The 12,124-nt window shown below is 61.8% G+C and carries 11 protein-coding genes; 2 read left to right on the top strand and 9 right to left on the bottom strand.

The features are described 5' to 3' along the window. Nucleotides 1–584 precede the first annotated feature (584 nt). From LRS53_RS22270 to LRS53_RS22310, 9 genes are all read right to left on the bottom strand, one after another. Nucleotides 585–1,604 (bottom strand): ParB/RepB/Spo0J family partition protein, encoded by a 1,020-nt coding sequence (locus LRS53_RS22270; protein ID WP_231357419.1) that lies wholly within the window; start codon nt 1,602–1,604, stop codon nt 585–587. Nucleotides 1,605–1,609: 5 nt separating this feature from the next. Further along, complete coding sequence (locus LRS53_RS22275; RefSeq protein WP_064306885.1) at nt 1,610–2,839, bottom strand: AAA family ATPase; 1,230 nt, start codon at nt 2,837–2,839, stop codon at nt 1,610–1,612. A 311-nt stretch (nt 2,840–3,150) separates the two neighbouring features. Then, nucleotides 3,151–5,814, bottom strand: a complete 2,664-nt coding sequence (locus tag LRS53_RS22280) for a DEAD/DEAH box helicase (protein ID WP_231357371.1) — start codon at nt 5,812–5,814, stop codon at nt 3,151–3,153. Nucleotides 5,815–5,854: 40 nt separating this feature from the next. Next, entirely contained in the window at nt 5,855–6,577 is a 723-nt protein-coding gene (locus tag LRS53_RS22285) for a hypothetical protein (protein ID WP_231357372.1), read from the bottom strand. A 41-nt stretch (nt 6,578–6,618) separates the two neighbouring features. Continuing rightward, entirely contained in the window at nt 6,619–6,882 is a 264-nt protein-coding gene (locus tag LRS53_RS22290; protein ID WP_231357373.1) for a hypothetical protein, read from the bottom strand. A gap of 83 nt (nt 6,883–6,965) precedes the next feature. Next, the gene (locus LRS53_RS22295; protein ID WP_231357374.1) at nt 6,966–7,526 is read right to left on the bottom strand and encodes a hypothetical protein; all 561 of its coding nucleotides are present in this window, start codon (nt 7,524–7,526) and stop codon (nt 6,966–6,968) included. 2 nt (nt 7,527–7,528) lie between these two features. Continuing rightward, nucleotides 7,529–7,771 carry a hypothetical protein gene (locus LRS53_RS22300; protein ID WP_231357375.1) on the bottom strand — a complete coding sequence of 81 codons (243 nt, stop codon included), beginning with the start codon at nt 7,769–7,771 and terminating at the stop codon, nt 7,529–7,531. A 153-nt stretch (nt 7,772–7,924) separates the two neighbouring features. Further along, nucleotides 7,925–8,317 (bottom strand): hypothetical protein, encoded by a 393-nt coding sequence (locus LRS53_RS22305; RefSeq protein WP_231357376.1) that lies wholly within the window; start codon nt 8,315–8,317, stop codon nt 7,925–7,927. Between the two features lie 203 nt (nt 8,318–8,520). Next, complete coding sequence (locus tag LRS53_RS22310; RefSeq protein WP_231357377.1) at nt 8,521–10,386, bottom strand: phosphoadenosine phosphosulfate reductase domain-containing protein; 1,866 nt, start codon at nt 10,384–10,386, stop codon at nt 8,521–8,523. Between the two features lie 1,174 nt (nt 10,387–11,560). On the opposite strand from LRS53_RS22310, the gene LRS53_RS22315 reads away from it, so the two are divergent. Both LRS53_RS22315 and LRS53_RS22320 read left to right on the top strand, forming a co-directional pair. Continuing rightward, nucleotides 11,561–11,902 carry a hypothetical protein gene (locus LRS53_RS22315; RefSeq protein ID WP_231357378.1) on the top strand — a complete coding sequence of 114 codons (342 nt, stop codon included), beginning with the start codon at nt 11,561–11,563 and terminating at the stop codon, nt 11,900–11,902. A 38-nt stretch (nt 11,903–11,940) separates the two neighbouring features. Next, a complete protein-coding gene (locus tag LRS53_RS22320; RefSeq protein WP_231357379.1) occupies nt 11,941–12,123 on the top strand; it encodes a hypothetical protein in 183 nt (60 codons plus the stop codon). Nucleotide 12,124 lies beyond the last annotated feature (1 nt).

Below are 12,124 nucleotides of genomic sequence, written 5' to 3' on the forward strand. Positions count from 1 at the left end.
GGTCCGAAGCCTCGTCGACTTTGTCGTATGCATACGACAAATCCTGAGCGACCAGGGTCGAGGCGGCCTGCGCCGGGGAGCACCGGACCGTCTTGTCGTATGCATACGACAATATCGAGCTACCCAAATCGGGCACTAGGCACCGGGCCGAGGCACCGGCCATCTTGTCGTATGCATACGACAAATTCGTGCGTGCTGAAACAGGCCTTGCCCGAGGCCCCTGTTGTAGGGCGAAGCTGTCGTATGCATACGGCTGACTGTCCACGCTTCGCTCATTTACGCGGCGTTGACGAAGGACGAAATCAGATTTGTCGTATGCATACGACAAATTCACAGAGGATGGAGCAAATGCAATCCTTACCACCCTCGAATCGAGGGAGCGCGAGATAAGCGCCCCGTGCTTCAGTAGGGGAGGGCGAAGTCTCGGTGTACGCTGCCCGGTCTCCGAGGGCTCATCCGTAGAACCCGCAGCCAACCGCCCAGCATTGAACCGGCACTGAACGACGCAACTTATCGGCGGGCTATAAGCACGAAAGGCGAGCAACCTAAAAGGTGCTCGCCCACATGCACAGCTGCCCGACGGTCTAGTCTTCACTGGCGGGAGCATCTCCTTGTTGATCGAGCAAAGCAGCAAGCCGCTTCGACAAGTCATCCAGGGACAGGTCGCTATTGAGCTTTGAAGACAGGGTAATCTGCACCGACCCACGCTCCGTGCGACGAATGCTGCCCAGCTTCTCACCGCCCTTACCTAAGACGTCGATCGCACTAGCGGCGCCCGCAGAACCTTGGTTACTGCGGACCATGCGCTGCAGGACCTTGTCACTCATGGCACCCGACCTGATCCGTGGGGCCAGCTCTATAAGGGTGCGCTTGTAGCGCTCCCCGTGATTCTCGTCGTTGACCAGAGCCACGATGGTCTTAGCGGTCAATACACTGACCTTGCCCATGGGTCCGATCGCATCCATCAGCTCACGCGGAATCCGGAAGAAGGTCAGCAGGTTATTAAGCGTTTGCCGTTGCAGGCCCAGCTCCGCAGCCAACGACGTCTGATTCTTGTAGACGCCTTGGTCCAGGGCTCGCTGATACGACTTGGCCTTGGCCCAGCTCGACAGATTCTCGCGGTTGTTGTTCTCGTGCTCCATGGCGGCGAAGGCGGACTTGTCGTCCAAGTCCTTGACCACGCACGAGAAGGGCCGTTCGAGATCCTTGGCCACCAGCCAACGTCGCAGGCCGAAGATCAGCTCGTATCGACCTGGCTTTTCATGATGAGGACGAACGAGCCCAGGAACGGCCTGGCCTGCTGCGCGAATCGCTTGGGTGAGCTGGTCCAGATCGCCCATTTCATCTTCGGGGCGATCAGCGAAGGCCCACGGCTCTATAAGAGACGGGTCGATCTGCTGAATGAGATTTCCGTGCCCTTCGGCATCAGAACTCTCGGGTTGCTGCGGCACTTTGGGCTTTTCAGGAAACCGCGCAAGCAGGCTGTCACCACCTACGCTCTGGGCATCAGGATGAACACGTCGGGGGCCTGCGGCAGCCTGCTTTTGTTTTTCTTCGACAAGCTGCGCGGTGAACAGTCCTGCTACACCGGGCGCTCGAGGCATGTCACTCACTTATCTCTCCCCGCAGCTTGCGCCTGCTGTTCCCAGATAGTTTTCAAATCTTTAAGAATCTCATCGTTGACGCCATCGAGAATTTCGACAGCGCGGCGATAAGAGTCGCGAGTGGATCTCGACGGAACTTGGTCGTACACAGAAGAAAGTTCCGCGTTGGCGCGCTCAATGGCGGCCGTAAGATTGACTACGTTGCTTAACACGTAGTCACCGTAAAGATGGCGAATACGCTGTTCTATCTTCATCGCCGCTTGAAACTTGGGTCCTGGATGACGGGTGATCATCAGGCGCAAGTAATCAAATTCCTTTTCTGCCGCCTCAAACAGGCTGGCCAGAGCGGAGCAGAGCATCACGAAGGATGCGTAATCATAGGTGCCTGGCGGGATTGGCACAATAAGGCCATTTGCCGCCATCATGGCGTTCAGCGATACGCTCGCCATGTTAGGGCCGCAGTCGAGAAGAATGAGGTCATATTCGTCTCTGACAACATCGAGTGCATTACGAAGGCGGAACACCGGGCTGCCAAGATTTTCCGAGTTGTTCATCTCGGGGTTAGGCAACTGGATATCCAGCTCCTGCAAACTCAAATTCGCCGGTATCAGATGGATACCTGGAAAATAGGATTCGAAAGTGCAGCGTCGAATTGCCTGGGGATCCAACAACAGCGCCTGGTTGATGATATCTTCGCTGCTGAGCTCGATATCCGGGATATAAGGGCCGAGGTTGACCGTGCTAGATGCTTGCGGGTCAAGATCGACCACCAGCACTCTGAGGCCTTCGATAGCTGCCTTCTGAGCCAGATGGACGACAGTGGTCGTCTTGGCGACGCCGCCCTTGAAGTTCGATACGGCGATGATGATCGAGCTGGAGCCGGCCGGTCGGAGGTAGCGCGAGCCGAACCGATCGCGGTAGCGGTTGATGTCGTCCAGGGTAAATGACCACTTACCGCGCTCGTCCTTCGGGATCGGCTTGGCAGAGGAGTCGCCTGCCTCGAAGGCCGCCACGATCTCAGCTTCGGCGGCGCGTATCGTATTGGGCGACTTGTCGATCAGCTGAGCGGCTTCAGCCAGGGACCAGGTGCGGGCACGTTTCTGCTCGTCCGGCTTGATGACATCGGTGCGCAGCATGGCCAGCTCCGCGTTTCCCTTTTCAGAGAAGCTTCGGAGCAAAGCGCCAGCGTTTTTTGCGCCCAACTGACTCGGTACGTGCTCGAACAGCTTATTCATCCCACACTCCGCTTTGAATGGTCAACGGCCTAATAATGCTCTTTGAGCGTTCAGTCCGCAATAGTGCATTCAGCATCTTTTGCGGGGTGCGAACGTCCGTACGCTCGTCTTGACATCGAAGGACGAGCCGCGCGCAATTGCACAGAGAGCCCCCCTTTCCAGCGGCAAAATGCCATCAAACGGGCGGAGCGCAGTCTCGGCTATCGAATTAGAGAGGAGTTTCAAGGCGTTAGGTGGGAGGTTCACTCCCTCCAAGGGCGTGAACTGCGAAATATAGGCGACGCGTAGGCTTCACCGTACCGCGTTGGCTGCTACGACAAAACGCCCAATCGGCGTAGGGCCGCTTGCTTCGTATCGGCGAGCTTGCCGGCCTTCAGGAGAGTTTTTTGCCGCGACACCCATGAACCCAGCCGAAGGCCGGCAGCGGTCACGTGTTTCACCGGTACCGAGGCGCCGCCGCCGGCCGATAGGTATTCCTGGAGCGCTGCGTAGTGCTGTTGCCATGCAGCTTCCGCAGGATCGAAGGAAAACCCAGCGGCCAGCAGCCGGCCGTGGTCCGGATCCTCCGGTTTGTCCTTCAGCCGCGTGCGTTGATTCGAGCACCACCTGCCGAGCTTGTAACCATCGCCAGTCACGTAGGCGATCGGCACATCGCAGTGGCCATGCGCGGCCTTGAACTGCTCGAGGTGCTGCAGGCCCTGGTCGAAGGCCGCACCGAACATCTCCCACACGAAACCCAGCTGATTCAGCAGCTCAATGCGCTGCGCGTCCATTTGGCCGTCGCGGTAGCGCGCGCGCTGGTTCCCGACCCAGGTACCAAGCGCTGTCCCATCAGGCAGCACGAAGTCGAGCGGCACATTCACATGGCCATGCCGTGTACCGAACTCCTGCAGCGCGGCGTAGGCGGCTTCCCAGCGAGCGTCCAACACGCCAGCGTCGAAGTCGAAGCCCAGGGCGGCCAGCCGATCACGCCTGGACAGGTCGATCTGACGGCTGCGCTGGTTCCGACACCAGTCCGCCAGATCGCTACCGTCTACCAGCACCTGGCGCTGGGCGATGCGGAGGTGACCGTGCTGCTCCTTAAACGCCACCAGCGCCTGATACCGTTTCTCCCAGGCGTCGTCGAAGGGGCTCAGGATGAAGCCCAGGGCCTCAAGCAGCTGCTTTTTCCGCGGCGCCAGCCGGCCGAGGCGATAGGCCTTGCGCTGCTCGCTGCACCAGTGGCCCAGGGCGAGCCCGTCTGCGGTGACGACGTCGACGGCGGGGGAGGGCGATCCCGTGTCTGCCAGATAGCTGCGCAAGGCTTCGTACCCCCGCTCCCAGGCATGCTCTCGCGGATCGAACTCGAAGCCGATGGCCTCCAGCTGCTCGGCACGGTTAGGTGCAAGCCGGCCTAGCCGGTGGAGCGCGCGCTGGCGAGAGCACCAGGCGCCCAGGGTATGCCCACCCGGTGTGCGATAGCTGCGGGCGACCCGGGCGTGGCCCCGGTCGGTCACGAAAGCACGCAGGAGACCGTAATAGTGTGGCCAGCTGCCGGCGATCCGCCCCACGAGCTCCGTTGAAAGCACAGCCTTGAGGCTGGCGGCCCAGGCGTCGGCGTCGGGACGGCCAGTAGGCGCGATGAGGTGCAGCTTGTTGAACCAGCCGGGCGACGCGGGCTGTCCGGTTTCGCCCTGGTCTACTGCGGCGCGCTGCACCTCGTTGAGCATGGCGTCGTCCTGCTCGGCAAGCGCCGCCAGGGTCCGCCAGACCGTGGACATGTCGCTGCGCGCTACGGCCTGGATGAGAGACTCGCCGGAGCTCCGCTTCAGGCGCAGGGGTATCAGCACGTAGCCGAAGCGCTTGCCCGGCGCCTTGCGCACGGCGCGGCCGAGCGCCTGGACGATGTCGACGTGGCTTTCCCGCCGGTGCATGAAGGCGACCAGATCGGTATCCGGCACGTCCACCCCTTCAGCCAGGCAGCGTGCGCAAGACAGCGCCGCACGAGGGGCCCGGCCATACTGGTGCAGCAGGCGTGTGCGCTGCCACGAGGGGAAAGAGCCATCGATGTGGCGCGCCCAGAACTCACCGTCGCCGACGGCCTCCCGTAGCGCGATGGCGAAGCGCTTCGACTGCGAGATTCGCGAGTAGAAGGCGAAGGCCTTTCGGGCGCCGACGTCGGTCATCGCCCGCAGCAGCTCCTGGGCATGCACCGCGTAGCGGCGCTCCTCATCGTCCAGCGCTTCGGCGAGCTGCTCGTCGTCCGCTTCCTCCACGGAGATGATGACGCGGAAATCGCAGATGATCCCCGCCGCGACAGCGGCGGAGTAGCTGAGCTCGTAGGCGACGGGACCGAAGACGGCCTCGTCCGTCATGGAGTAGGTGGGCCCGGTCCCGGCCGGACCTTCCTCCTCGGCGATGGCCAACGGCGTCGCGGTGAGGAAAAGGCGTCTGTCGATGCGCAGGGTAGGGTGGTCACTCAGCGCGAAGCTGTTCCGCCGGCCGGCGGCGCCGGCTGTCTTGTGCGCCTCGTCGAGGATCCCCAGGTCAAAGGCAAAGCCGGGCGGCAGGCCATGGGCGAGGGTGGGTCCGCTGGCGTAGGTGCACAGCACGATCAGGTCTCGACCCAGGGTAGCGACCTTCAGCGCGATCTCCTCAGGCGAGGTGGTAACCGCCACCGGTAGATCCTCGAGCACCTCATGCTCATCGTCGAGCGTGGCCACGCTCTCGTCGCTGCAGACGCACAGCACGCGCTCCAGATCCAACTCGGCGTTGCTCACCCAGGCCTGCAGCGTCTGACTGACCAGGGCAAGCGACGGTAGGAAGATGACGATGCTGCGGGCACCAAGCGCCGCGGCCACCCCTTGAGCGAGGCGAGTCTTGCCGGTCCCGCACGCCATATGCACCTGCAGCCGGGCGCGCCGCTTGAATCCGTCCAGGATACGGGCGCGTGCTTCGAGCTGGTGAGGGGCGAGGAGGCTGGAGGAAAACTGCATCGGTGGTCGGCGGTGCTGGGGTAGTGGGGGAGGGTGGTGATTATCGCACCGAATGGGCGTGCGCTTCAGGCGCTCGCCTGCGCACAGAGATGCCGCGTCGCTGACGGGCGCTGGCGTACCGGGCTGGGGTGCCGCCGTGCTGCGCCGCCAGGTCTTCATCGGACCAGACGCCCAGCAGGCCGGTAATTTCCCTGAGCGGCGTCTTGTTCGTGAGCACCTGCTCCCCGCGGCGGATGGCCTGGATCTGCACCAAGCCGCAGCCGGCGCGGGCGGCTAAGGCCTCGTCAGATAGGAGGGGTAACAGCGCCTGCAACTCGGCCGTCCAGTTCAGGGCGTCGCGGGTCGCCGGAATGCCACGCTCCCGACGCAACTTGCTGACCACGGGTTGGGCGATGCCGAGCGTCGAGCCGATCGCCAGGTCCGTGACGGTGCCCAGCATGGCGTCCATCTCTGATCGGTCTGGCATGTGCCGAGGGATGCCGAGCCGCGTGCGTACCTGTTGGATCTGGAAGTCGCTGAACCCGAATTCGCGCGCCAGCTCGCCATCCGAGCGTTTGCCGAGTTGCGCTACCTGGTCGGGGCTCAAGACCGCCGGCGCCACGGTAGCGCGTGGAGGTGACGGGATCTCACGCTCCGTGCGCCATTTCCAGATCAAGCGTCGGTTGACCCCCAGTCTCTTGGCCAACTCGGCATCGGGTAGCGTTCCGAGAAGCTCGGCCACCTCGGCGGGCGGGCCATCGCGCTTCTCTTTCCAGGTCAACATTGCGTGGCCTTCAGCATTGGAAGGAGAACGCTCGGCCGGCTTCACGAAGAGCCGAGGCGTGCCATGACATCCTGTTCTATATGCACGAGATACCCACCCAGCAGGCTTGCCGCGGGCTCATCAATGGCCTCTGCATCCAGCAAGCCAACCAGATAGCCTTTGGCGATTAGCGCAGCCTCAGTGGCTGCGGCTGGCGTTGGGCTCGCCGATACCGCGGCAAGCTGGCGGTACCAGTTTGCCTTGATACGATCACTTAGCTCGGGAATCTGAGCTTCCCAAGTAGCTTTAAACCCTTCAATGCCCATTTAACTCTCTATTACGTCTGAAATTGCGGATTTGCATCCTGATAGGGTCAACGGCCCATCAAGGCCGGTGGTAGGTACTTACTTCATGGTTGGAGCCAAAACGCGAGGTCGGGGTAGGTAGGCAACGGACGGTAAGGGGTAGCGCGGACGACGCAGAAACCGGCGTGCATCAAGCCATGGATGCCGATGTAGCGACGTGCCGCCAACGCAAGACGGATGTCGCGGCCGCCACCGCTGTATTCCCCATCCAGGATGATGAGCTCATCCGGTACGCCCAGATGGCGGCCGGCAGCCCAGGCCCAGGCGGTGGCTTCTGGGTCGCTCGCCTGCAGAAGCGCTCGAAGAGTCGGGTGATCCGGAGGCAGCTCCGATACCGACGGATCGTCGAACACCTTGCCGATCGCGCGGTGGACGTCTCCGGACAGCATCGCGCGGTAGCGTGTCGGCACCAGCGCCAGGTGGCCAGCCTCGTGCAGCAGTGCCGAGATCGAGCACCGCGGATCCAGGTGCAGCGCCCCGGTAACGACCTCGATATGGTCGATGAAGCCCGATGCGCCCGAGCGCCACAGAACGGTCAGGCCGATATCTGCCAGGAACTCAGCGGCCTTCAGAACGTAGGGGCACCCAACCGAAAGGGAGGTCATCGTTACTGCACGACGTGCAAGCCAAGGGCCTCAGCTTCGCGCTGCGCCACTTCCGCACTGTCCCAGCAGCCTATCCAGAATTCGATGTCCTCCTTTGGCGCGACTGCAAACGCAGGAACATCAGGCGTGCATTCGGTCTGGTGATAGATCACCACATCGACGCCAGCGAGCAGGTATTGAGCCATCTGCTCGCGAGACTCCGGGAACACCTTGGCTACATGTCTTTTCTGCACTGAATTGAGCATTGGTACCTCGTTCACCATCGCTGGTTTTCGTGTTAGGAGCTGGCTTGGGAGTCGAAACGTCCGAACAACCCACTAAGTCGCCTGGCGCACAGTGAGCCGCCCAAGCAGGCATCCTTGCATTGCGCTATTTCATCGCCGGGATGTCGCGCGACCTCAGCCCAGCGATTCACCAGCCTGGCGCTCAGGGCGGCGCCGGGTGATCAGGTAGCTCCCAGCCAGGGAAGAGATCACCAGACCAGCGAACAGCCCGACACCGGTCAGGTTGCCCCCCTGCAGACGCCAATGCGGCTGCTGATAAGCCATCGGTCCGTCTGGCATCTGGATCGTCAGTGGCGGCTCGGGCAGCGCGATGGTCCAGGTACCGTCGAGGTTGCCCTCGGCTCTGCCTCTGACCTTGCAGCTCGACGCACCGTACGACTTCACGACCGCGCAGCGTTCCTTGTCCAGAAACACATCCACCGGATCCATGATCTGCAGGGCGAAGCCGAGCCTCATGAAGAAGGCGAGGCACATGGCCGTCCAGACGATGCTCAGGAGAAAACGCATATCAAATCCTCGGTCCGATAAAGCAGCGCAACCTCGGTCAACTGCTCGGCTGGGGGCGCCAGGCCCAGTGGCGCCTACCCGGTAAACGCTCTGCTACCTAGTACGTCTTGGTGCAATCCATGCACTCCATTATACGTCGATGCGCCGGGGGCATCCGGGATGCCAGCGCCGGCGGCATCTTGCATGCCCTGAGACTCCACGGCTCAGAAGGCCATCAGGTACTGGCCGGAGTCTGTCACCGCAGGCGCCGGCCGTTCCGCCGCCTGCGGCCGAGCAGCTGCAGCAGGGCGTTCGGCGGACGCAGCATACGCACGCAGCCGCGCAGCCAGCGCTTCTGGATCGTTGAGCACGTCGCGCACGCCGGCGCGATGCAGCTGGTTGCCAATCCGCAACATGCGATCCCAGGAAGAGTGGCCACCCTTTTTGAAAGAGATCACGCCGAAGCGCGCCAGATAGTGCACGACCTCGGAGGGATAGACGTCCGTGTGCGGACCGTAATACTGGAGCGCACGGTCGAGCTCGAATTCGTAGAACAGCTCCACCCCCTCGTCGTCGATATCGAATTCCTGGGTCTCGTTGACGTGGGTGTAGTAGACCCCGCCCTTGTTGATCACATGCTCGGCGCCGGCGGCCGCAGCGCTTACCGAACGTAGACCCTCGTGGAAGCCGTTGAAGTGGCGATCCGCGAAAGGAACCTGGATCGACTGGCCGACCTTCAGCGCAGACCGCGGGTGCTCCTCGTAGGCCTCAGGAATCGCGTACCGGCGGCCGCGCTCAAAGATCTCGCGGTATTCGTTGAGCGCGGTGAACGGGCGCTGGTAGGCGTAGCGCCCCCAGTACAGGTCGATCGTCAGGATCTCCTTCATGCCCAGCAGCGTGAAGCGCCGCGGCTTGCGGTTGGCCATGGCCCAGTCGGCCTCTTCGGCATCGATCGTCAGCGCATAGCGCAAGAGCTCCAGGCAGAAGTCCGGCGAATAGGCGTTGGCGGCGATCGTCAGGTAGCCGGTGTCCGGGTCGACAGTGCGCGACGCCCAGTTGCGGGCCGCCGGATCGTAGTGCCGGGCCTTGAGGTAGTTGCGGAAGTCGTTCAGGGGCTTCATCCAACGATGCTTGCCCGACTCCTCGGCCAGCATGTTCTCCATGCTGCGATCGGTGCTCACGCGCAGGCAGCCCCAGCACCCATGACGGCTTCCGCACGAGGTCTTGCGCTCGGTGCCGCCGTCACGGATGAACACGTTGATCATGCATTCGCCGGCCGCGTCCCGGTAAACGTCAGTGAGGCGCTTGAAATCGGAATAGGTTTGAAAGCGCTCGTTGGTGACTTCAGCCAGGAAGCAGAAGATGTCCTCGGTGGTGAAGTCGGCAATCGGACTCAGCACCCAGGTCGGGGTCTCGCCAGGCTTGGCCGTGTTGACAGGGACATCGGCGCGCTCGCCGCGCGCTTCCATGTTCCGCTCGCGGGCCGCCGATTCGTCCCGGCGGGTGCCAATCAGCAGGACCAGGTCCTCGTCCCGGAAAGCTTTGCCCAGCTCGGCCTTGATCTTGGCGCGGATCTGGCGCTTGGTGCGCTCCAGCGGCGCCTTCTTCAACTGCTGCTGGCATTTGGCGCTGTTGCCCGGGAGGCTGGCCACCGTACGGCCGCCGATCATCGACACCAGCCAGTTTTCGGTGAGGTTCGGCCGGCAGATCCACACCCGTACCGGCAGCGCCTTGGCCTTGGCATAGGCGCGAAGGGCCTTGATCTCGCCCTGGGCATAGGCGTGCACCACCGGGTTTTCCATCAGGGTGTCGCTGTTCATGACGTGCAGCTCGGGGACGGCGAACCCCTCGGCCTGCAGCTCCTCCATCGCTCGCAGGGCAAGCGCGACCATGACGCTGCTGTCCTTGCCGAAGGACGATGCGGCCACCAGGTGCTTGCGGGCACGCAGCAGATCTTTCACCACCGCGACCGCTGCCCGCACCTTCTCTGCCAAGGAGGGCTCAATTAGCCGCGCCGGCGCCGTGATGTCCAGGAGGCTGATGGCCTGGCTGTCAGCGGGGTGAAAGAGGGTAGGGGCGACGTGCTGCATGGCGGTAGCTCGAAAGTCTTGAGGTACCTTCAAGCTACAGGCGATCTCCAGAATGCAAGTCCGGGCACCAGCAGGCGTCAGTGGGCGGACCCACCCGGGCCGGCGGGCCCGTGAGCGAGGAGGCCGGTTCACTCAGCTGCCGGTAGCCGACCTGCGCCAGCGGGCGCAGGTCTGGCGTTGTTCCTTACCGCCAGTGCGGGCGTCTCCTGGTTCTCTGAAGGCCGGTGGGTTCACCCCCAGCTAGGGCGTGAATCGGCCACCCGCGCTCGGCGCAACGACAGACAATCGCGAGAGGCAACTCAACGGCTGCCGGAAGTGCGTTCTAGGGACGCGACGATTTGCTCCTCGCCCGCGCCAGGAAAGGTCGATAAGGGCCGCGCGCTTTTAGACTCGCCAATTTTTTTGGGAAAGCGCGTTAGGTAATCACAGGACACCAAAAGGACTGTTTGAGCGATCTGAACGAATCACATCGCTCGGCTCGGCGAGCGTAGGGATGGCGGTCCAAAACGACGCCGTAGGCTTCGGAGCGATATCCCAAGGCTATAAGGAAGAACTATATGTTGAAAGTTATCATGCTCCTTTCTATTACCACAGGACCTAATAGTGCTACCGGCTATACGATCCCTGGGTTTGAGTCAATTGAAGACTGTAAAGCGTCTCAAAAGATTGTAGCAAGTCAGTATATGAATACCCGATTCATCGATGCGAATGGCCGCCATGATCGGGAACCAAATACATTCGAGACTCGCGTTAAAACTAAGTGTATCGAGCTGTAATGCGCTCAAGCTTGCAGGCGAGACGGGCGCGACGTGTCGGCGTCAAGTTTGTTAGGGTGATGGTTGGTCCACGTGAGCTTTACCCATGACAACCTTTACTGAACAGGTCATTTCGCCAGCGGCATCCCTGGTCCAACCATTCGGATGGATAGCCCTACTGGTGTGCGCGTTCACGCTTCTCCGCGCCTTTGGTGCGGGCCAGATGGCCTGGTACCGGTGGCACGGCAACCGGACAGGTCATGCCGACATATCGGACCCGCTGATGCGGCAGATGCTCGAGGAGGCCCAGCTGAGCCCCTGGGCACCCTTGGCAGAGTGCGTCCTGATGACGGCGCTCTCCGGCTTTCTGCTGTGGTCAGCTTGGTCTTCGATAAACCTTTGAATCCAAGGAAAGCTCGATGAGTAACAGCGAAGTAGTCGATACTCACAGGTTGTACGACACGATCAACCATGAGCATCTGGATAGTCTTGTCTCTTGGGCCACCGGTGAATTTCCTGACGCTGGCTTGAATCTCGTCGAGTGCGCGGACGGCCAATGGTTCGTTGAGGTCGACCACGGGCGGGCTTTCGACGACATCGCAGGTGTTTCCAGGCCGACGTTGACACCTTATACCGCGCCGGCGTTCTTCCAATCCGAATCAGAAGCTCGGGAGTTCGCCTTTACTTGCATCAAGCAGGTGTATCCGGATCTGGCGAGCAAGGATCTGTCCGAATACTTTTCAGACGATGACGACGAATAGCCCTCCCAACACAGTTTAGTTCGGATCGGAAGAGCGATATGGCCATCTACGAAGAGATGCAAAGTCTGTTGCAGGAGCTGGTGGATCTGGTCAAGCAGGACGAACAGTACACGGCAGCTGTTGCACATGGTGCAGTCCAGCCTGATGCAGATACTGCCGACGCACATCGTCACCGCGCCATTCGTATCCACGAGCTGAAGCGCCATTTCGGATTGAAGTGAC

The sequence above is a fragment of the Pseudomonas sp. PLB05 genome, from assembly GCF_021106615.1.
Lineage (GTDB): Bacteria > Pseudomonadota > Gammaproteobacteria > Pseudomonadales > Pseudomonadaceae > Chryseomonas > Chryseomonas benzopyrenica.

Excerpts from the sequence above, each read along its gene's own strand:
- LRS53_RS22270 (WP_231357419.1), bottom strand. The coding sequence starts at position 1,604 with ATGCCTCGAGCGCCCGGTGTAGCAGGACTGTTCACCGCGCAGCTTGTC.
- LRS53_RS22275 (WP_064306885.1), bottom strand. The coding sequence starts at position 2,839 with ATGAATAAGCTGTTCGAGCACGTACCGAGTCAGTTGGGCGCAAAAAAC.
- LRS53_RS22280 (WP_231357371.1), bottom strand. The coding sequence starts at position 5,814 with ATGCAGTTTTCCTCCAGCCTCCTCGCCCCTCACCAGCTCGAAGCACGC.
- LRS53_RS22285 (WP_231357372.1), bottom strand. The coding sequence starts at position 6,577 with ATGTTGACCTGGAAAGAGAAGCGCGATGGCCCGCCCGCCGAGGTGGCC.
- LRS53_RS22290 (WP_231357373.1), bottom strand. The coding sequence starts at position 6,882 with ATGGGCATTGAAGGGTTTAAAGCTACTTGGGAAGCTCAGATTCCCGAG.
- LRS53_RS22295 (WP_231357374.1), bottom strand. The coding sequence starts at position 7,526 with ATGACCTCCCTTTCGGTTGGGTGCCCCTACGTTCTGAAGGCCGCTGAG.
- LRS53_RS22300 (WP_231357375.1), bottom strand. The coding sequence starts at position 7,771 with ATGCTCAATTCAGTGCAGAAAAGACATGTAGCCAAGGTGTTCCCGGAG.
- LRS53_RS22305 (WP_231357376.1), bottom strand. The coding sequence starts at position 8,317 with ATGCGTTTTCTCCTGAGCATCGTCTGGACGGCCATGTGCCTCGCCTTC.
- LRS53_RS22310 (WP_231357377.1), bottom strand. The coding sequence starts at position 10,386 with ATGCAGCACGTCGCCCCTACCCTCTTTCACCCCGCTGACAGCCAGGCC.
- LRS53_RS22315 (WP_231357378.1), top strand. The coding sequence starts at position 11,561 with ATGAGTAACAGCGAAGTAGTCGATACTCACAGGTTGTACGACACGATC.
- LRS53_RS22320 (WP_231357379.1), top strand. The coding sequence starts at position 11,941 with ATGGCCATCTACGAAGAGATGCAAAGTCTGTTGCAGGAGCTGGTGGAT.